Origin of the sequence: Bacillus sp. L75, from assembly GCF_003676355.1 — a bacterium.
GTDB classification, from domain to species: Bacteria; Bacillota; Bacilli; order Bacillales; family Bacillaceae; genus Bacillus; species Bacillus velezensis.
This window is the reverse complement of the sequence record NZ_ML064909.1, coordinates 81,668-100,666: the sequence shown is the minus strand read 5'-3', so window position 1 is coordinate 100,666 and position 18,999 is coordinate 81,668. Positions and strand designations below refer to the sequence as shown.

Here is an 18,999-nt window from a genome sequence, read left to right as displayed (position 1 = left end):
GATTCCTTCTTTCGTCACAATAGAAAACCCATCGGTTCACAGAAAACCAATGAGTATATGATGAAAATATTAACAAAAATTTTTACACAGTGTCAACGCTTTTGTTTGAGAAATAGAAAAAACCTGCCGGAGTGTTCCGGCAGGCTGATCCGCTTATTTATCCGTCTTAAACCCTTGTTTTTCAAGCATTTCACGAATGTGAGGATAATAAAGCTGCTTATAGTAGGAGGTGATGCCTTGTGACCAGTTTCTCGTTTCCTGTCCGTCGGTGCGTTTTTTCATGTATTCGGACATCTGCTTGTCATAGGCCTCGATATGTGTTCTTAAATCTTCTTCTTGATACGTTTCATGATGCAGAACGGCTGCTTGCGGCAGACGAGGTTTTTTCGCGGAGCGGTCTGCCGGATGGCCGATGACGAGACCGGAAACCGGGAAAACGTATTTCGGAAGTTTCAGCAATTCAATGAGTTCGTCCGGCTTGCCGCGCACGGCGCCGATCGGCACAGTGCCGAGTCCCATTGATTCAGCCGCAGCCGTTGCCGTACCCAGCGCAATCCCGACATCTACGGCTCCGACTAAGACGGACTCTAAACCGTTCGTGATCTCAAGCGGTGTATCATTATACTCTTCAAGCGCAATTTTGGCGCGGTTAAAATCAGCGCAGAATAAAAGGAAAACCGGCGCTTGCTCAATCCACGGCTGGCCGCCAGCCAATTCGGATATTTTTTTCTTCCGCTCCTTATCTTTCACCGCAATAACGGTAAATTGCTGGCCGTTAATGGAAGTCGGCGCTGCCTGAGCGGCTTGGATGATAAGATCCAGCTGTTCATCCGATACAGGTTCATCTGTGTAGCTGCGGATGGAACGGTGGTCTGTTAATAATTGAAGGACTTCGTTCATGTCATTCATCCTTTCGTTACTCTGACAGTTCTGTGCGGACGACGTCAAGCGGCGCACTCAGCACTTCTTTTGCTTTTGCCACGAATCCTTGGAAATGGTCAGTTGCGTTGTGGAATTTCATCGCTTCTTCATCTTTCCATTGCTCAAGCATAACGAATGTATTTTCCTCACCGACTTTTTCGAAAAGATCGTATTGCACATTTCCTTCTTCCGCGCGTGAATGCTGAACAAGTGATTGTGCTTCTCCTAAAAATTCCTCGCGTTTATCCGCTTTTACTTTCATGTAAGCCTGTAAGACGATCATTGTTATTCCTCCTGATTGGGTTTATTTGTTATAGTTCGAATATCATCGAACTAACTGTAACATGTTTCGCTGCGAATGGTAAAGGAAAAACCCTCACCGCCTAAATTGTCACCCGCCGATGATCTGTGTTACATTTGACTCATGAACATTCCAAACCATCCTGAAACCGAACGCTTACAGCTGACAAAGGTTCTTCATGCTCTGAGTGATCCGCTCCGCTTAGAGCTGGTCAAACAATTGGCGGAAACAACAGAAAAAACGTGCGGAACCTGCGCTGATGTCCGGGTCGCTAAATCAACGCTGTCCCATCACTTCAAAGTGCTGCGGGAAGCGGGGGTCGCCCAAGTACGTATAGACGGGAAGCACCGTTATTATTCCCTGCGCAAAGATGATTTACAAGCGGCGTTTCCCGGCCTGCTGGAGGCGATTTTGCAGACAGAGCCGGACCGCTGGTAAATAAGTCCCCGAATTCCGGGGGTTTTTTTATGCGCCGAAAACCGCCCGGTAAAGCCTGAGGACGCCTTCTTGAATATCGCTCTCCTTCAGGCGGGCGAACCCCAGAATGAGCTGCGGCTTATTTGAATCGCCTCCCGCTTTCAGACGGAACCGGCTCATCGCAAACAGATCGAGCTGTTCTGCATCCGCCCGTGCCAAAATCTCTTTTTCTGAACAGGCGCAGTCAAACTCAGTGACAAAATGAAGCCCCGCATTGGCGCCCTTTACACTGATTCTTCCTCCGAATGTTTCTTCCAAAGCCGAAATGAGGCATTCCCGCATGTTCTTATAATGCTGCTTCATCTTTTTAATATGTTTCTGATATTCACCTGATTCGATAAATTCTTTCAGCGCCAGCTGGGCAAGCGTGCTGCACGTATGCAGGTCATACGTTCTCTCTTTGAACGTCCGCAAAAGCCCGGGCGGCAGAACCATATAGCTGATGCGCAGACCTGGGAAAAGGGATTTTGAAAAGGTCCCCATGTAGATGACATTTTGAAACCGGTCAAGGCTTTGAAGCGCCGGTATCGTATCGGCGTCATATTTAAATTCACTGTCATAATCATCTTCAATGATGAAGCGGCCGTTCTGTTCGGCGGCCCAGTTTAAAAGCTGAATCCGCCGGGAAGCGGGCATGATCACGCCTGAGGGGAATTGATGGGAAGGCGTGGTGATCAATACAGAGGGCCGGCGTTTTTCGATTTCGTCCATGGACATGCCTTTTTCATCAAGGCTGATCGTCGCAACCTTTTTCCCGAGGTTTTGCAGCAGCCGGTACATTCTCATATATCCCGGATTCTCCATGGCGTACAGCGCGTCTTTTGGCATCAGTTCCGTCAGCAGCTGCACTAGCATTTGCGTGCCCGCCCCGAGCACGATTTGTTCCGGGCGGCATGTAACGCCCCTTGTCAGAGAAATAAGCCGCGAAATTGTTGCCCTCACTTCATATAAGCCTTGCGGATGGACGAGTTCACCGAGCGTATGAAATGAATGGGCGGCTGCTTTCTGCTCACAGCGGAACCAGCTTTTCAGGGGAAAATGCGCCGTATCCACGCTCATATGAGAAAACGAAATCCAGCCGCTTTTATCCGTCTCCCGCTCTTTTAAATCTTCAGGCAATGAGAGCGAAGGCGTTTCTTCATGATCAAACGTTTCAATTTCCTCCACGAAAAAGCCTTTTCTTTCAACCGCATATAAATAACCTTCCGAAAGCAGCTGCTGATAAGCTGAATTCACTGAATTTACGCTGACCTTCAGCGTCTCGGCAAGCTCCCGTTTAGACGGCACCTTTGTATGAGGCATCAGGCTGCGCTTTAAAACGGCCGCTTTTATGTGCTGATAGATCTGCTGATAGATATAATCCGCCGTTTCCGAATGATCAATGGAAATCGTCAGCATCCAGACCATGCCCCTTTCTGATACCATGGATAAATTGATTTTGGTACTTTTCATCATACCAAAAAGAAGTCAGAATGATAAGAAAACAATGCAGGGGGATGGAATCTATGAGTCGAACAGCATCATCGGAAGTGACAACTGCCCAGTGGCAGCAAAAACGGGATCAATTCGTTTCCAAGGGGGTCGGCAACGGAAACCGCAGCATGGCGGTAAAAGGGGAAGGGGCGCTTTTGTACGATTTGGACGGCAGTCGATTCATTGATTTTGCCGGAGCGATCGGAACGCTGAATGTCGGCCATTCCCATCCGAAAGTGGTGGAGGCCGTGAAGAAACAGGCGGAGGATCTGATTCACCCGGGATTTAACGTCATGATGTATCCGTCTTATATTGAGCTGGCCGAAAAACTTTGCGCCCTTGCGCCGGGAGATCATGCGAAAAAAGCGATTTTTCTCAATTCGGGGGCGGAAGCGGTGGAAAACGCCGTGAAAATCGCCAGAAAATATACGAAGCGCCAGGCTGTCGTGTCATTTACAAGAGGGTTCCACGGCCGCACGAACATGACGATGAGCATGACGAGCAAGGTGAAGCCTTATAAATTCGGTTTCGGCCCGTTTGCCTCAGAGGTGTATCAGGCGCCGTTTCCTTATTATTATCAAAAGCCGGCCGGCATGAGCGACGAGCAGTATGACGACTTTATCATCAGCGCTTTTGAGGATTTCTTTATCGCCGCAGTTGCACCGGAAACCGTCGCCTGTGTCGTCATGGAGCCGGTTCAGGGAGAGGGCGGCTTCATCATTCCGTCAAAACGTTTCGTGCAGCACGTCGCCGCTTTTTGTAAAAAACACGGCATCGTTTTTGTAGCGGATGAGATTCAGACCGGTTTTGCCAGAACGGGAACGTATTTTGCGATTGAACATTTCGGGGCCGTTCCTGATTTGATCACCGTTTCCAAATCACTTGCGGCCGGATTGCCGCTGAGCGGCGTCATCGGCCGGGCGGAAATGCTTGATGCCGCCGCGCCAGGGGAACTCGGGGGCACATATGCGGGAAGCCCGCTCGGCTGTGCGGCTGCGCTTGCGGTCTTGGATATTATTGAAGAAGAAGGGCTGAATCAGCGTTCCGAGGAGATCGGCCGGATCATCGAGCATCAAGCGCTCGAGTGGAAAAAAGAGCATACCTGCATCGGAGAAGTGCGCAGACTCGGCGCGATGGCGGCCATCGAAATTGTCAAAGATCCGGACACGCGGGAACCGGACAAAGCAAAAGCCGCGGCGATCGCCAAAACGGCGAACGAGAACGGACTGCTGCTGCTGACGGCCGGCATTAACGGCAACATTATCAGATTCCTGACGCCGCTTGTCGTGACGGATGAGCAGCTCAAAGAAGGCCTTTCCATTATCGAAGCAGCTCTGTGAGTTCAATTATTGGAATGCCGGCGGATGTGTCTGCTATCATGAAAGTGTGAGATACATCAACTAGCATTCAATGGCTTTACTATAGCAGAGAAAGGAATGTTCAATATGCCAGAACAATTAACAGTGTACAACCCGGCAACGGGAGAGGCGATCGAAAGCATCCCCCAGCAGACGGCCGAAGATGTTGAAAAAGCGATTGAACGTTCACATCAAGCGTTTCAATCATGGTCCAAAACATCAGCGGGAGAACGTGCCTCACTGCTGAGAAAATGGTATGAGCTGATTGTTGAAAATAAAGAAGAACTTGCGGAATTAATTACGAAAGAAAACGGCAAACCGTACGAAGAAGCGGTCGGAGAAGTTTTATACGGCGCCGGCTATATTGAATGGTTCGCCGAAGAAGCAAAACGGATTTACGGCAGAACAGTACCTGCGCCGACAACGGGCAAACGGATTGTCGTCACCCGTCAGGCGGTCGGCCCGGTAGCCGCGATCACGCCGTGGAATTTCCCGAATGCGATGATTACAAGAAAAGCCGCGCCCGCTTTGGCGGCAGGCTGTACGTTCATCATCAAACCGGCGGAGGATACGCCGCTTTCCGCTTACGCCCTTGCGCGTCTCGCATATGAAGCGGGAATTCCGAAGGACGTGCTGCAAGTGGTGATCGGTGACGGAGCGGAAATCGGAAACGTCTTCACCAGCAGCCCGAAAATCCGCAAAATTACCTTTACCGGCTCAACGCCTGTCGGCAAAATCCTGATGAAAAACAGCGCCGACACCGTAAAACATATGTCAATGGAGCTTGGCGGACATGCGCCGCTGATCGTGGATGAAGACGCTGATCTTGATCTGGCGGTAGCCCAAACAATGGCCTCTAAATTCAGAAATGCCGGCCAAACCTGCGTCTGTGCGAACCGGCTGATCGTACACGAATCCGTAAAAGACGAGTTTGCGAAAAAACTGAGTGAAGAAGCTGCGAAACTCAAAGTCGGAAACGGTCTTGAAAAAGGCGTAAACGTCGGCCCTGTCATCAACAAAAAAGGCTTCGATAAAATCGTCGGCCAAATTAATGACGCCGTGGAAAAAGGCGCAAAAGTGCTGACGGGCGGAACGTATGACCAAAACGATGAAAAAGGATGCTATTTCGTGACACCGACCGTGCTGTCAAATGTAGATACATCCATGAACATCATGCATGAAGAAACATTCGGCCCGGTTGCGCCGATCGTTACGTTCTCAGATATTGATGAAGCGATCAAGCTTGCGAACGATACGCCGTTCGGGCTTGCGGCTTATTTCTTCACAGAAAACTACCGCCGCGGCATCTATATTTCTGAACAGCTTGAATACGGCATCATCGGCTGGAATGACGGCGGTCCGTCCGCGGTTCAAGCGCCGTTCGGAGGAATGAAAGAAAGCGGCATCGGCCGTGAAGGCGGTACGGAAGGCATTGAGCCGTACCTGGAAACCAAATACATGTCTATCGGACTTTAATGAGCCGAAAAGTAAGCCCCGCTTCTAAGCGGGGCTGTTTTTATTGAGCAGTCTGCCGGTGAATATCGCCGGCAGGCTTTTTTGATCTTGCGGGAATAATCGGTTCGATTCCAGACAAAATAACAGCAAATACGATTGAAAGAAGGTCGCCATCATGGATATATTACTGGCTCTTCTCCCGGCTTTATTTTGGGGGAGCATCGTGTTATTTAACGTCAAATTAGGCGGCGGGCCTTACAGCCAGACGCTGGGAACGACAATCGGGGCGCTCATCGTTTCGTTTGTGTTGTATCTGTTTGTCCACCCGGTGCTGTCTGGGCGCATTTTTATTGTCGGCATCATCTCGGGGCTTTTTTGGTCGCTCGGCCAAAGCAATCAGCTTAAAAGCATACAGCTGATGGGCGTTTCAAAAACGATGCCGATATCAACGGGAATGCAGCTCGTCTCGACTTCTTTGTTCGGTGTGATCGTATTCAAAGAATGGTCAACCCCGATCGCGATTACGCTGGGTATTCTCGCCCTTATTTTTATCATCATCGGGATTGTGCTCACATCTTTAGAAGATAAAAAGGGGCGGGCGGACGGAGAACCGGGAAACTTAAAAAAAGGCATTGTCATCCTGCTGATCTCCACGCTCGGTTATTTGGTCTATGTCGTTGTGGCCCGGCTGTTCGGCGTATCCGGATGGTCAGCGCTCCTGCCGCAGGCGATCGGGATGGTCATCGGCGGACTGCTCCTGACGTACAAGCATAAACCGTTTAATAAGTACGCCCTCAAGAACATTCTGCCGGGAATCATCTGGGCGCTCGGGAATATGTTTCTGTTCATCTCACAGCCGCGCGTCGGAGTTGCGACAAGTTTTTCCCTCTCTCAAATGGGGATCGTCATCAGCACGCTCGGCGGAATCTTCATTCTCCGTGAGAGCAAAACGAAGCGTCAGCTGGTCGCCATTGCCATCGGGATTATCCTGATCATTGTGGCCGCGGTATTCTTAGGCGTTGCGAAATCAAATTCATAACAAATGCAGGAGGTTTGAACATGTACACGGATTTAAAAGGAAAAGTCGTTGCCATTACGGGAGCTTCATCAGGATTAGGAAAAGCGATGGCGATCCGCTTCGGACAGGAGCAGGCGAAAGTCGTGGTTAACTACTATAGTAATGAAAAAGACGCCCAAACCGTTAAAGAAGAGATTCAAAAAGCGGGAGGCGAAGCGGTCATCATTCAAGGCGACGTCACAAAAGAAGAAGATGTCAAAAACATCGTGCAGACCGCGGTGAAGGAATTCGGCACATTGGATGTCATGATCAATAACGCCGGTATGGAAAATCCGGTTCAGTCGCATGAAATGCCGCTCAAAGACTGGAACAAAGTCATTAATACCAATCTGACCGGCGCTTTCTTAGGAAGCCGCGAAGCCATTAAATATTACGTAGAGAATGATATTCAAGGAAACGTCATTAACATGTCAAGCGTACATGAAATGATTCCATGGCCTCTGTTTGTTCACTACGCGGCGAGTAAAGGCGGCATCAAATTGATGACGGAAACGCTGGCGCTGGAGTACGCGCCGAAGCGCATCCGTGTCAACAACATCGGGCCGGGAGCCATCAATACGCCGATCAACGCGGAAAAATTTGCGGATCCCGTTCAGAAAAAAGATGTGGAAAGCATGATTCCGATGGGATATATCGGTGAGCCGGAAGAAATCGCGGCTGTCGCCGTCTGGCTTGCTTCAAAGGAATCAAGCTACGTAACCGGCATTACGCTGTTTGCTGACGGGGGAATGACCAAATATCCGTCATTCCAGGCAGGCCGCGGATAAGAAAAAAAGCGATCGCAGGCTCTTTAGAGCCGGATCGCTTTTTGCTTACGCGCGTTTTTTCTTTACAAGCGCCGCGATGGAAAGGATAATCGCCGCAGCTGACAGAACGATGGCTGCAATATCAAGCGCTGATACGCCGGATTTGCTTTCTACGTTTGACTGTTCAGCTCCGTGCGCATCCGTCACGCTGGCCGATTTCGTGATTTTCGTAATCGAGTGAGGCGTGTCGGCTTTCTCATCACCCGTCCATTCTACAATGCTGCCGTCTTTGTAATATTGGTAAGCGTCCCAAGCGGCATCTCCGCTCTTTTCAGGATTTTTCGCAACGAACGTGAACTGCTGGAATTGGCCGGGCTGAATGCCGCCGTCTTTTGCTTCCCAAGTGACGGAGACCGCTTTGTCATCATGTTTGGATACGGATGTTTTCCAGCCCGGAATCGGCTGATACTGCTGAAATTCAACGCCGGCGGGCATTTTCAGCACGACTTTCGTTGTCGGCTCATTCTTTTCCACAGGCACTTTCATCGTGTAGGTTTCCCAGGAACCGGCCGCGGATTCCGCGGGTTTGACTGAGACGTGGGCGCTTGCTGTCGCCGTAAAACCGACGAGTGACAGGGTCACGGCGGATATGAATAATAAAGCCTTTTTTTTCAACATGAGATACACTCCTTAGTTTGTCGTTGAGAATATTTGGTTGATTTCATTAAAATCGTTTGTCAGCCCGTGGACTTTGATCTTCCAGTTTCCCTTTTCGGTGATGGACAGGTTGGCGGCTTCGAATGTGCCTTCCTTCGTCTTCTTCAAATCAAAGGTGCTTTCATGCTGTTTGCCGCTGAAGCCCGTCTGGTAAACAGTGACCGTAAATTGCTGAATGTCTTTTACCAAGCTGCCGTTGTGATCGGTGACAATGACTTGAAATTCATTTTTACCCGGCTGGTTCGGCGTAATGTGCAAGGACAGGGTTTCCCCGTTTCCGATCGTTTCTGAGCCGTTAAAAGGCAATGGCGCAGGCGGCGGCGGGCTGGGCAGGCTTGTGAAGACGGCGGTTGTAAATAATACCGCGATGCCTAGTGCCCATTCGGCCTTTATCGTTGCGCTGATGCTCCTTTTTCTGCTGAACTTCGTCATCCATACGTGAACGGCGCCGAGCACAAGCATGATAACAAACAGTCCGATTTTCAAAAGGAGCGTCTTACCGTAAGCGGTGTGAAAGAGTGAATCAAACGTGCGGATAATGAAAAATCCGTTCAGCACACCTGAAAATAACAGCACACCGACAGAGGCGAACGCCCAAGGAGAAAACCGTCTGACCGTTTCCCAAGCGATGGTTTTATCGGGTTTTCTCCACTCTGATGAAAGCAGCAGCACAAGCGCGGCGATACCGCCCATCCATACAGACGCGGCCGATAAATGGAGAAAGTCCATCGCGATGCCGACCGCTTTTTCGTCGATAACCGCCGCATGCCCGGCGAATGCTTTTGCCAAAAGCGAAGCGAAGAAGAACAACAGCGGCGCCGTCCAGTACGCAAATGACCGGAATGCTTTCTTCTTCAACAGCGGGATCATGGACAGGGCGAGCAGGATAAATAAGCTGATCTGGATCATCCAGACGTACCCGCCTGCCGTTTTCAGAAGCGTTTCTTTTACATAGTCCGGCTGGAACGCGGCGCTCCAAGCGCCGCCCGCGTTTTCTTTCGTCTGGATCGGGAGCTGGCAGATAAGCGCGAGCCCCGTTACACATAAAGAAATCACGAGCAGCTTTACAGTTCGTTTTGCTTTTGATGAATCTTTATTATTTCTGTACCAAAACAGATGGAAAAAAGCCGTGCCGATAAACAGGGAGAGAGCGGTGTACAAAATACCGCGGTCGATGGCCGCTTCGGGATGAAGCGCCGCTTGCGATGATGTCTGCTCCTGAAGTTCTCCGCCGGCTTTTCCGATACTGAAAGGGATGACGCCGGATACCGGATGTCCGTCGGCCGATACCGCGTTCCATTCCGCTCTGTAAATATCATGCGGCAGATTTTTTTTCAATGCCGCGGTCATGATGCGGGCATCATTTTTTTGAATCACTGTTTTGCCCGCGTCGACCCGTTCGCCGGATGAATTATAGACCTTAATGGAGTGGAAGCCTTCTTCAATCTGTTCATTAAACTCAATTTCAATCTGCTTCGGCGCTTGTTTTAATTCACTGTTCTCACCCGGATTTGAGTTTGTGATGTAGGCGTGGGCGAAGCTTGTTTTCGGAATCAAAACAAGGAACAGCAAAAAGATGAGCCAGCGTTTGTTCTGTCTCATGGATGATGACACCGCCTTCCGGTTGGTTGTTGTTATGTCTTGCTGCAGGTGCATCCCTTCTGCCTGTCGTGTAAGATGATGTCCGCCGCCTCGTCAAAGGTGCAAATGATCCCGCCGAATCCTTTTTGAAACCGTTCTGCGTAATCAAGCGTTGAGAAGGGAATCGCCTGAGGTCGGCAGCAGTGAAGGTCAATATCGGCATGGACTAAAAAGTATGCGGAAGCGGCCGTCAGCGTCGTCTGGAGAAGAAAATCTTTACAAATGACGTGGGACACTTCTTCCTTTTTATCCTCATACCGCAAAATCGCGCAATGAATGCAGCACATCTGCTCAACGGCTTGTGAAACGGTAATAAGCTGAACAGAATACGAATGCTGAATCGGCCGCAGGCAATAGCCGCATTGATTGGCGCTTCGTTCTGAAACGGGAGGGAGCGTAATGCCGCCGGGTGTCCGGATAATCCGGTTTGCATCCGCCAGCTGATTGACGTCTCTGTACACGGTCATCTCGGAGACGCCGAATCTCTCGCTTATGTCAGAGATTTTCAGCGCGCCCTCTTCTTTCAGCCATTCAAGCAAGGTTTGCTGTCTGTGAATCGGAAGCAATTCTGCATCCTCCTTTTTATGATGTGAATGAGTGATGAACCTCCCTCTAAGAGTAGATGTTTTCACAAATGCACACAAGAGCCTGATGATAAAATATGTGAAAAAATGTTGAACAATCACAAATGTAAAAGACGTAGTCAGACTCTGTTATAATAGAAGAGTTGAATGGAGGAATAAACATGAAAGAAACGACCTGCCCGAACTGCGGCAAGCCGATTACAGGCGACATGGTCAGATCATCCATGATCCCGTGCCAGTTTCAGTGCGGGCATTGCCATGTGAAATTGCGTGAATATAAAGTATCAGCTCCGATTATGGCTGCGGCCATTGCGATCACGGTGCTTTTGATTTATCTTGTGCAGATGGCCAGAACCGCCGTCATGCCGATGTTTCCGGCAGCGCGGTATGTGCCGGCCGCCATTTTCGCGCTCGTATGTGCGTATCCGGTGTTTATTGTCAGTGAGCGGCTCATTGCCAAACTCGTCGTCACAAAAGGACACATTATATACAGAAAGCGGTAAGACACCTTTGATGAGGTGTCTTTTTTTTGTTAAGGAGTTGTCACAGTCTCTGTGCCAAACTCCTCTTTACTTTTCATTGAATGGGGATTGTAAGCGTTTTATGATGAAGACACAGGGGAGAGAGAAACCCCGTGTCTTATTTATTTTCATCTGAAGGCAAGCAAACAGGGAGGGAATGAACATGCAGCAAGAACAGCAAGCTGGCATGAAAGTGAAGATACAGCGGTTCGGCAGTTATTTAAGCGGTATGATCATGCCGAATATCGGCGCATTTATCGCATGGGGAATTATCACCGCGCTGTTTATTCCTGCGGGATGGTTTCCGAATCCGCAGCTGAATACATTGGTAAGCCCGATGATTACGTATCTACTGCCGCTTTTAATCGCATATACGGGCGGAAAAATGATTTACGATCACCGCGGGGGAGTCGTCGGAGCGACGGCCGCCATCGGAGTCATTGTCGGAGCGGACATTCCGATGTTCTTAGGGGCAATGATTATGGGGCCTTTGGGCGGTTATCTCATTAAACAATTAGACCGTGTGTTTAAAGATAAAGTCAGACAGGGTTTTGAAATGCTGATCAACAACTTCACGGCGGGAATTATCGGAGCTGTGCTGACGATTATCGCATTTTATGCGATCGGCCCGGTCGTCCTGTCTCTTAACAAATTGCTGGCGGCAGGTGTGGAAGTCATTGTCCACGCGAATTTGCTGCCGATTGCAAGCGTTTTCGTAGAACCGGCGAAAGTTCTGTTCCTGAATAACGCGATCAACCACGGCATTTTAAGTCCGATCGGAATCGAGCAGGCCGCCAAAGCGGGTAAATCCATTCTGTTCTTAGTGGAAGCGAACCCCGGGCCGGGACTCGGTATTTTACTGGCATATATGTTCTTTGGGAAAGGCTCTTCAAGATCGACGGCTCCGGGAGCGGCGATCATTCATTTCTTCGGGGGGATTCATGAAATCTATTTCCCTTACATTTTAATGAAACCGATGCTGATCCTCGCGGCGATCGCCGGGGGAGCGAGCGGACTGCTTACATTCTCGATCTTTAACGCGGGTCTTGTCGCCGCATCATCTCCGGGAAGCATCATCGCCATTTTGGCGCTGACGCCGAAAGGAAGCTATCTCGGCGTGCTGGCGGGCGTCATCGTTGCCGCGGCCGTATCGTTTATCGTCTCGGCGCTTATTCTGAAATCGTCTAAAGCGGGCGAAGAAGATTTGACAGCCGCGGCGGAAAAAATGCAGGAAATGAAAGGCAGGAAAAGCGAAGCTGCGGCCGCGTTGGCGGACAAAGAGGAAGAGCCGGAAAACAGCGCCGCTGATATTTCCGCCGACCAAGTCAGCCGCATTATCTTCGCGTGTGACGCGGGTATGGGATCGAGCGCAATGGGCGCCTCCATTTTAAGAAACAAAGTGAAAAAAGCAGACCTGGATATTGATGTGACAAATACGTCGATCAATAATCTTCCGAATGACGCGGATATCGTCATTACGCATAAGGACCTGACTGACCGCGCGAAAGCGAAGCTGCCGCAGGCGGTGCACATTTCGGTTGATAATTTCTTGAACAGCCCGAAATACGATGAACTGATTGAAAAGCTTAAAAACTAATCAACAGAAAGAGGGATCTTCATCATGGAAGTATTGGCTAAAGCGAACATCAAACTGAACCAGACGGTGAACTCAAAAGAGGATGCCATCCGCCTCGCGGGACAGACATTGATTGATAACGGCTACGTGAAGAACGGCTATGTGGAAAAAATGTTCGAACGTGAAGAAACATCATCCACGTTTATGGGGAATTTCATCGCGATCCCGCACGGCACGGAAGATGCGAAGGATGAGGTGCTTCATTCAGGCATTTCCGTCATCCAGATTCCGGACGGTGTGGAATACGGTGAAGGCAATACGGCAAAGGTCGTTTTCGGTATCGCCGGAAAAAACAATGAACACTTAGACATCCTGTCAAACATCGCCATCATCTGCTCAGAGGAAGAAAACATCGAACGGCTGATCAGTGCAAAGACGGAAGAAGAACTGGCCGCTATTTTCAGCGAGGTGAACTGACATGATTGCCCTTCATTTCGGAGCGGGAAACATCGGGCGGGGCTTTATCGGCGCCCTGCTCCATCATTCCGGCTATGAGGTAGTTTTCGCTGATGTGAATGAAACGATGGTCAGCCTTCTCAATGAAAAGAAGGAATATACCGTGGAGCTTGCCGACGGCGGCCGGCAGACAGAAATCATCGGCCCCGTTTCAGCCATCAACAGCGCGGTGCAAGAACAAGAGCTGTACAGGCTGATCAATGAAGCGGCGATCATTACGACGGCGGTGGGCCCGAACGTTCTCAGACTCATCGCCCCGTCCATCGCGGAAGGGCTGAAGCGCAGAACGTCCTCTGAGCCTCTCAATATCATTGCCTGTGAAAATATGATCGGCGGCAGCAGTTTTCTGAAAAAAGCAGTTTTCGGACATTTGACGGAAGCGGAGCGGGAACTCGTGAACCGGACGGTCGGCTTCCCGGATTCTGCGGTGGATCGGATCGTGCCGATTCAGCACCATGAAGATCCGCTGAAAGTATCTGTAGAACCGTTTTTTGAATGGGTCATAGACAGAACCGGCTTTGCCGGCGGCCAGCCGGTACTGGAAGGCGCGTTGTTTACGGATGATCTTACACCTTTCATCGAGAGAAAGCTGTTTACCGTCAATACCGGTCATGCCGTTACGGCGTACGTCGGCTATCAGCGCGGATTAAAAACCGTCAAAGAGGCCATCGGCCATCCGGAAATCCGGCGTGTCGTGTACGATGCACTTTCAGAAACGGGCGAGTACTTAGTGAAAGCGTACGGCTTTAAGCAAGCCGAACACGAGCAGTACATGAAGAAAATCATCGGCCGCTTTGAAAATGAATACATCACGGATGATGTGACGAGGGTTGCCAGATCACCGCTCAGAAAACTCGGAGCGAATGACAGATTAGTAGGGCCGGCCAAAAAAATAAAAGAACCGAACGCGCTGGCAGAAGGCATCGCCGCCGCCCTGCGCTTTGACTATCAGGATGATCCGGAAGCAGTTGAGCTGCAAAAGCTTATCGCGGAAAAAGGCACGAGCGGCGTTCTTCAAGACATTTGCGGTATTCAGCCGCATGAGCCGCTGCACGGCATCGTGCTCAAAAAGCTCAATCAATAAAAATGAACCCGCGTCGGGGGACGCGGGTTTTTTCTTGCGTTATAATGAGAGAGAAGGGAGGCTGCGTGATGAATCAGAAGCTATTGCCCCATCGTTTTCCGTTTCTTTTGATGGACGGCACGACGAACAGTGAAGCCGGAAAATGGGCGGCTGCTTACAAAAACATCAGTGAAAATGACTGGTTTATAACTGAATCCCAAAGAGAGATGCCATTTTCGCTCGTCGTTGAAGCAATGGCCCAAACGGCGGCTTGCGCGGGAATTACCGGCGGTGACGGCCTCGGTCTCTTATCCGCGGTGAAGAAAGCGGAAAGGTTAGGTGCCGCTTTGCCGGGAGACCGTCTGGATCTTTTTTTTGAGGTCACGCGAATCAGACGCGGTTTTGTGTTCGGCCGGGCGAAAGCGTCCGTTGCCGGGAAGCCTGTGGCGGAAGCTGAGCTCAGCATATTTATCCAGCCATCGTAAAAAAAGCCGCCTCCAGCGGCGGCTTTCGGACAAGCCTGTTATTTTGTATCATAATCTCTTTCACTTTGTGAATTGTCCCTTTGGTCATGTTTGTGTTTTTCGTCATTGGCGTTTTCCTTCAGCTCTTCCAGCGGAATCGGATCGGTTAAATCATGATGTTCAGGATTTTCATTCGGTTTGTTCTTTTGTTTTCTTTCTTTCATCCTCCATCACCTCAATATTTCTTTTCCTCAACGTTCTCCCCGCCAAACGCAGGAAGCGGTTTTTTGTTCCTGTGGGTCATATGTATTAAAATAGAGACGACTACATTATAAAAAGTGAGGTACATATATGCCGATACAAAGAGAAGACGCAGATATTAAACTGATCGCGATTGATATGGACGGAACCCTGCTCAATGACGAGCAGCTCATCCCGGAGGAAAACCGGCGGGCGATCAAGGAAGCGGAGGCGAAAGGAATTCACGTCGTCATCAGCACAGGACGCACGCTGATGACCTGCCGCGAACTGGCTGAGTCTCTCGAGCTGTCATCCTTTTTAATCACGGCAAACGGCAGCGAAATCTGGGATTCCGACTTTGAGCTGGTTGAGCGCAAGCTTCTTCATACCGATCATATTCAAAAATTATGGGATCTGAGGAATAAGCACAACACGAATTTCTGGGCCTCTACCGTCGATAGAGTGTGGAGAGGGGAATTCCCGGAAACGATTACGGATCATCAGTGGCTCAAGTTCGGATTCGAAATCGAGGATGACGAAGTGCGGAATGAGGTGCTGAAAGAGCTCAAGGAATACAAGGAGCTCGAGATCACAAACTCCAGTCCGATCAACATCGAAGTCAATGCCCTCGGTATCAACAAAGCGGCTGCGCTGGCGAAGGTATCGGAAAAACTCGGCTTCACGATGGAAAATGTGATGGCCATGGGTGACAGTCTGAATGACATTGCCATGATTGAAAAAGCGGGTGTCGGCGTCGCCATGGGGAATGCGCAGGACATTGTGAAAGAAACAGCTGACTGGGTGACTGATGTCAACACGGAAAACGGGGTCGCCAAAGCGATCCGCCACTGGGTGTTATAATAGAAAAAAGAGAGAGTCTCAGTATGAGGCTCTCTTTTTTTGTTTTGTCAGATTTGTGACTAGGTCCATGGTAGGTTTTCTGACAAAAGGATGTTCAAACCTGTCAGAAATAAATATAATGAAGAGAAATCCAACAATTCGGAATAGTCATTCCGAATAGCGGAATGATAATCATATAAAACGTTTACAATACAGGAGGGGTCTTATGTTTCAGATTGACATCAATTGTGATTTAGGAGAGAGTTTCGGTGCTTATAAAATCGGGCTGGATGAAGAGATTTTGGATTATGTGACATCTGCAAACATCGCCTGCGGCTTTCATGCGGGTGATCCCAGCGTGATGCGCAAAACGGTTGCGCTTGCGGCGGAAAAAGGCGTGAAAATCGGCGCTCATCCCGGGCTGTTCGATCTGCAGGGATTCGGGCGGCGGCAGATCGCGATTACACCCGAGGAAGCGTATGATCTGACGCTGTACCAAATCGGCGCGCTGTCAGGGTTTTTAAAAGCAGAAGGTGTCGAGATGCAGCATGTGAAGCCGCACGGCGCTTTATATAATATGGCCGCCGTCAATCCCGGCCTGTCAGAAGCCATCGCTCAGGCGGTCTGTCATTTTGATCCCGGGCTTATTCTTTTCGGGCTTTCCGGAAGCGAGCTGATTAAAGCGGGAGATCGAATCGGACTGAGGACGGCAAGCGAAGTGTTTGCGGACCGCACCTATCAGGAAGACGGCACGCTGACGCCGCGTTCAGAGCCGGATGCGCTGATTCAGGATGACAAAAAAGCGGTCGGTCAAGTGATTCAAATGGTGAAAGACAGCACGGTGACATCACGTAAGGGACAAGCTGTAAGCCTGAAAGCGGACACGGTCTGCATTCACGGAGACGGAGCCCACGCCCTCACATTCGCAAAAACAATCAAAAAAGAATTAAAAGCGGCAGACATTCAAATCAGCGCACTTTCAAAAGACTGAGCAGCAGAGGGAGGAAGACAGCATGGAGCAAAAGAAAAAAACAGCCGGAAAGGCTTCCGGCAAATGGTCGCTTCTTTTAGGCGCGACATTTTTGATGGCGACATCATCAATCGGGCCCGGCTTTCTGACGCAAACGGCCACGTTTACCAATACATTGGCGGCAAGCTTCGGCTTTATCATTTTAATTTCTATTATTTTGGACATTTTCGCGCAAACCAATGTATGGCGGATTATCGCGGTTTCCGGAAAGCGCGGCCAAGAGATTGCCAATATGGTGCTTCCGGGCGCCGGTTATGCCATTGCTTTTCTGGTCGTGCTCGGCGGACTTGCGTTTAATATCGGAAACATCGGCGGCGCGGGTCTCGGTCTTCAAGTATTATTCGGGATCAAACCGGAGATCGGCGCTTTAATCAGCGCAGCGGTCGCGGTGCTGATTTTTGTCATAAAGGAAGCCGGAAAAGTCATGGACCGTTTTATGCAGATCGCCGGAATCGTCATGATCGTATTGACTGTGTATGTTGCCGTAACGACGGCTCCGCCGGTCGGACACGCCGTTGTGAAAACTTTTATGCCTGATCATATCAGTGTGCTGGCGATCGTGACGCTTGTCGGCGGCACGGTCGGCGGATACATTACATTTGCCGGCGGCCACCGTTTGCTTGATTCAGGCATCCAAGGGAAGGAAGTCCTCCCTCAGGTTACGAAAAGCTCCATCACAGGCGTTCTGATTACATCGATTATGCGGATTGCCCTGTTTCTCGCCGTGCTCGGCGTCGTCTCAAAGGGCCTGAGCATTGATCCTGATAATCCGGCGGCTTCTGTATTCCGGCTTGCGGCGGGAAATGTAGGCTATAAAATTTTCGGCGTCATCATGTGGTCTGCCGCTATCACGTCTGTCATCGGCGCCGCCTATACATCGGTATCATTTTTCAAATCATTTTCAACAAAAATCGAAAAGCACTCACATGGCGTCATTATCGGTTTTATCATCGTATCCACTCTTATTTTTGTTACGATCGGCCAGCCTGCCAAAATTCTGGTCGCGGTCGGTTCGCTTAACGGCTTAATTCTGCCGCTTGCATTAGCGATGATACTGTTGGGCGCTTATAAGAAAAAAATCGTCGGCGATTACAAGCATCCGGTCTGGCTCACGATTGCAGGGGCGATCGTAGTGGTTGTCATGGCGGTTATGGGCATCTATACATTATTCACGCAGATGCCGCAGCTATGGAGCTGATGATATGAAAAACCATATGAGTGACATGAGCCCCGAAGAAGTCAGACAGCTGATCAGGAAGGGGCAGATGACCGGGCCGACGGCGGGGATGGCCGCTTCTTACGCACAAGCCAATCTCGTCGTTTTGCAAAAGGATCTTGCCTTTGATTTTCTCTTATTCTGCCAGCGCAATCAAAAGCCTTGTCCGGTGCTTGATGTGACGGATGCGGGTTCACCCGTTCCGGCAATAGCTGCGCCGGGAGCTGATATCCGGACGGACTTTCCGAAATACAGGATTTATCGGCATGGCGTGCTTACTGAAGAGGTAACGGATATTACGCCGTATTGGAAGGATGATTATGTCGGGTTTTTAATCGGCTGCAGTTTTTCATTCGAGCAGGCCCTTATTAATCAGCACATTCCAATCAGGCACATCGATGAGGGTGTGAATGTCCCCATGTATAAAACAGACATTGACTGTGTTCCCGCCGGCCCGTTTTCTGGAAAGATGGTCGTCAGCATGAGACCGATTCCGGAAAGGCTTGCAGTCCGCGCGGCGCAGGTCACGTCACGTTTTCCCGCCGTGCACGGCGCCCCCGTCCGCATCGGAAATCCGCAAAGCATCGGTATCAGCGATTTGCATCAGCCGGATTTCGGAGATGCCGTAACGGTGCGGGAAGGCGAAGTTCCCGTATTCTGGGCTTGCGGCGTTACGCCCCAGGCGGTGATCATGGAAGCAAAGCCTGACATCGTAATAACACATTCACCGGGGCACATGCTGATCACCGATATACGAAATGAATCGCTTGCTGTCCTGTAAG

21 protein-coding genes are annotated in these 18,999 nt (G+C 50.0%); 14 read left to right on the top strand and 7 right to left on the bottom strand.

The features are described from left to right. Positions 1-153: 153 nt before the first annotated feature. Together nfsA and D5S11_RS14765 are read right to left on the bottom strand one after the other, a co-directional pair. Positions 154-900: an oxygen-insensitive NADPH nitroreductase gene (nfsA, locus tag D5S11_RS14770; RefSeq protein ID WP_061581764.1), complete on the bottom strand. Its 747-nt coding sequence runs from the start codon at positions 898-900 to the stop codon at positions 154-156. A 16-nt stretch (positions 901-916) separates the two neighbouring features. Beyond that, positions 917-1,204 carry a putative quinol monooxygenase gene (locus tag D5S11_RS14765; RefSeq protein ID WP_003156323.1) on the bottom strand — a complete coding sequence of 96 codons (288 nt, stop codon included), beginning with the start codon at positions 1,202-1,204 and terminating at the stop codon, positions 917-919. A gap of 141 nt (positions 1,205-1,345) precedes the next feature. On the opposite strand from D5S11_RS14765, the gene D5S11_RS14760 reads away from it, so the two are divergent. After that, positions 1,346-1,660, top strand: a complete 315-nt coding sequence (locus D5S11_RS14760) for an ArsR/SmtB family transcription factor (protein WP_032866940.1) — start codon at positions 1,346-1,348, stop codon at positions 1,658-1,660. A gap of 27 nt (positions 1,661-1,687) precedes the next feature. Here D5S11_RS14760 and gabR read toward each other — a convergent pair whose 3' ends face one another. After that, the gene (gene gabR, locus D5S11_RS14755) at positions 1,688-3,097 is read right to left on the bottom strand and encodes a MocR-like transcriptional regulator GabR (RefSeq protein WP_108725165.1); all 1,410 of its coding nucleotides are present in this window, start codon (positions 3,095-3,097) and stop codon (positions 1,688-1,690) included. A 107-nt stretch (positions 3,098-3,204) separates the two neighbouring features. Here gabR and gabT point away from each other — a divergent pair, with 107 nt between their 5' ends. The 4 genes from gabT (at position 3,205) to gdh (ending at position 7,830) form a co-directional block, all read left to right on the top strand. After that, positions 3,205-4,512 carry a 4-aminobutyrate--2-oxoglutarate transaminase gene (gene gabT / locus D5S11_RS14750; protein WP_108725164.1) on the top strand — a complete coding sequence of 436 codons (1,308 nt, stop codon included), beginning with the start codon at positions 3,205-3,207 and terminating at the stop codon, positions 4,510-4,512. Between the two features lie 105 nt (positions 4,513-4,617). After that, positions 4,618-6,006 carry a succinate-semialdehyde dehydrogenase gene (gabD, locus tag D5S11_RS14745; protein WP_007410282.1) on the top strand — a complete coding sequence of 463 codons (1,389 nt, stop codon included), beginning with the start codon at positions 4,618-4,620 and terminating at the stop codon, positions 6,004-6,006. Between the two features lie 154 nt (positions 6,007-6,160). Next, positions 6,161-7,024 carry a RhaT/GlcU family sugar-proton symporter gene (locus D5S11_RS14740; protein ID WP_003156317.1) on the top strand — a complete coding sequence of 288 codons (864 nt, stop codon included), beginning with the start codon at positions 6,161-6,163 and terminating at the stop codon, positions 7,022-7,024. Positions 7,025-7,044: 20 nt separating this feature from the next. Continuing rightward, entirely contained in the window at positions 7,045-7,830 is a 786-nt protein-coding gene (gdh, locus tag D5S11_RS14735; protein ID WP_007410286.1) for a glucose 1-dehydrogenase, read from the top strand. A gap of 45 nt (positions 7,831-7,875) precedes the next feature. On the opposite strand, the gene D5S11_RS14730 is transcribed toward gdh, so the two are convergent. From D5S11_RS14730 to D5S11_RS14720, 3 genes are read right to left on the bottom strand one after another with little or no spacing between them, the layout of a single operon-like run. Continuing rightward, positions 7,876-8,487 carry a YcnI family copper-binding membrane protein gene (locus tag D5S11_RS14730; RefSeq protein WP_039062620.1) on the bottom strand — a complete coding sequence of 204 codons (612 nt, stop codon included), beginning with the start codon at positions 8,485-8,487 and terminating at the stop codon, positions 7,876-7,878. 12 nt (positions 8,488-8,499) lie between these two features. Further along, entirely contained in the window at positions 8,500-10,128 is a 1,629-nt protein-coding gene (locus D5S11_RS14725) for a copper resistance CopC/CopD family protein (RefSeq protein WP_047935222.1), read from the bottom strand. Between the two features lie 32 nt (positions 10,129-10,160). Continuing rightward, positions 10,161-10,733 carry a DeoR family transcriptional regulator gene (locus D5S11_RS14720; RefSeq protein ID WP_007410289.1) on the bottom strand — a complete coding sequence of 191 codons (573 nt, stop codon included), beginning with the start codon at positions 10,731-10,733 and terminating at the stop codon, positions 10,161-10,163. A 179-nt stretch (positions 10,734-10,912) separates the two neighbouring features. On the opposite strand from D5S11_RS14720, the gene D5S11_RS14715 reads away from it, so the two are divergent. The 5 genes from D5S11_RS14715 to D5S11_RS14695 all read left to right on the top strand — a co-directional run bounded on the left by D5S11_RS14715 (position 10,913) and on the right by D5S11_RS14695 (position 14,912). Beyond that, positions 10,913-11,254, top strand: coding sequence for a hypothetical protein (locus D5S11_RS14715; protein WP_003156306.1), 342 nt, complete (start codon positions 10,913-10,915; stop codon positions 11,252-11,254). Between the two features lie 175 nt (positions 11,255-11,429). After that, positions 11,430-12,869: a PTS mannitol transporter subunit IIBC gene (locus tag D5S11_RS14710; protein ID WP_014720723.1), complete on the top strand. Its 1,440-nt coding sequence runs from the start codon at positions 11,430-11,432 to the stop codon at positions 12,867-12,869. 24 nt (positions 12,870-12,893) lie between these two features. Continuing rightward, a complete protein-coding gene (locus tag D5S11_RS14705; RefSeq protein ID WP_012116817.1) occupies positions 12,894-13,325 on the top strand; it encodes a PTS mannitol transporter subunit IIA in 432 nt (143 codons plus the stop codon). A gap of 1 nt (position 13,326) precedes the next feature. Further along, positions 13,327-14,448, top strand: a complete 1,122-nt coding sequence (locus D5S11_RS14700) for a mannitol-1-phosphate 5-dehydrogenase (RefSeq protein ID WP_007410292.1) — start codon at positions 13,327-13,329, stop codon at positions 14,446-14,448. A 68-nt stretch (positions 14,449-14,516) separates the two neighbouring features. Then, positions 14,517-14,912, top strand: coding sequence for a 3-hydroxyacyl-ACP dehydratase FabZ family protein (locus D5S11_RS14695; protein ID WP_032866926.1), 396 nt, complete (start codon positions 14,517-14,519; stop codon positions 14,910-14,912). Positions 14,913-14,950: 38 nt separating this feature from the next. On the opposite strand, the gene D5S11_RS14690 is transcribed toward D5S11_RS14695, so the two are convergent. Next, the gene (locus D5S11_RS14690; RefSeq protein ID WP_003156294.1) at positions 14,951-15,115 is read right to left on the bottom strand and encodes a hypothetical protein; all 165 of its coding nucleotides are present in this window, start codon (positions 15,113-15,115) and stop codon (positions 14,951-14,953) included. 127 nt (positions 15,116-15,242) lie between these two features. Between D5S11_RS14690 and D5S11_RS14685 the strand changes: the two genes are divergently transcribed. The 4 genes from D5S11_RS14685 to D5S11_RS14670 all read left to right on the top strand — a co-directional run bounded on the left by D5S11_RS14685 (position 15,243) and on the right by D5S11_RS14670 (position 18,998). Next, the gene (locus D5S11_RS14685) at positions 15,243-15,992 is read left to right on the top strand and encodes a Cof-type HAD-IIB family hydrolase (protein ID WP_007410293.1); all 750 of its coding nucleotides are present in this window, start codon (positions 15,243-15,245) and stop codon (positions 15,990-15,992) included. A 205-nt stretch (positions 15,993-16,197) separates the two neighbouring features. Further along, positions 16,198-16,962 (top strand): 5-oxoprolinase subunit PxpA, encoded by a 765-nt coding sequence (locus tag D5S11_RS14680; RefSeq protein ID WP_007410294.1) that lies wholly within the window; start codon positions 16,198-16,200, stop codon positions 16,960-16,962. A gap of 22 nt (positions 16,963-16,984) precedes the next feature. Further along, positions 16,985-18,199 carry an NRAMP family divalent metal transporter gene (locus tag D5S11_RS14675; protein WP_032866924.1) on the top strand — a complete coding sequence of 405 codons (1,215 nt, stop codon included), beginning with the start codon at positions 16,985-16,987 and terminating at the stop codon, positions 18,197-18,199. Between the two features lie 4 nt (positions 18,200-18,203). Then, the gene (locus D5S11_RS14670) at positions 18,204-18,998 is read left to right on the top strand and encodes a putative hydro-lyase (RefSeq protein WP_007410296.1); all 795 of its coding nucleotides are present in this window, start codon (positions 18,204-18,206) and stop codon (positions 18,996-18,998) included. Position 18,999 lies beyond the last annotated feature (1 nt).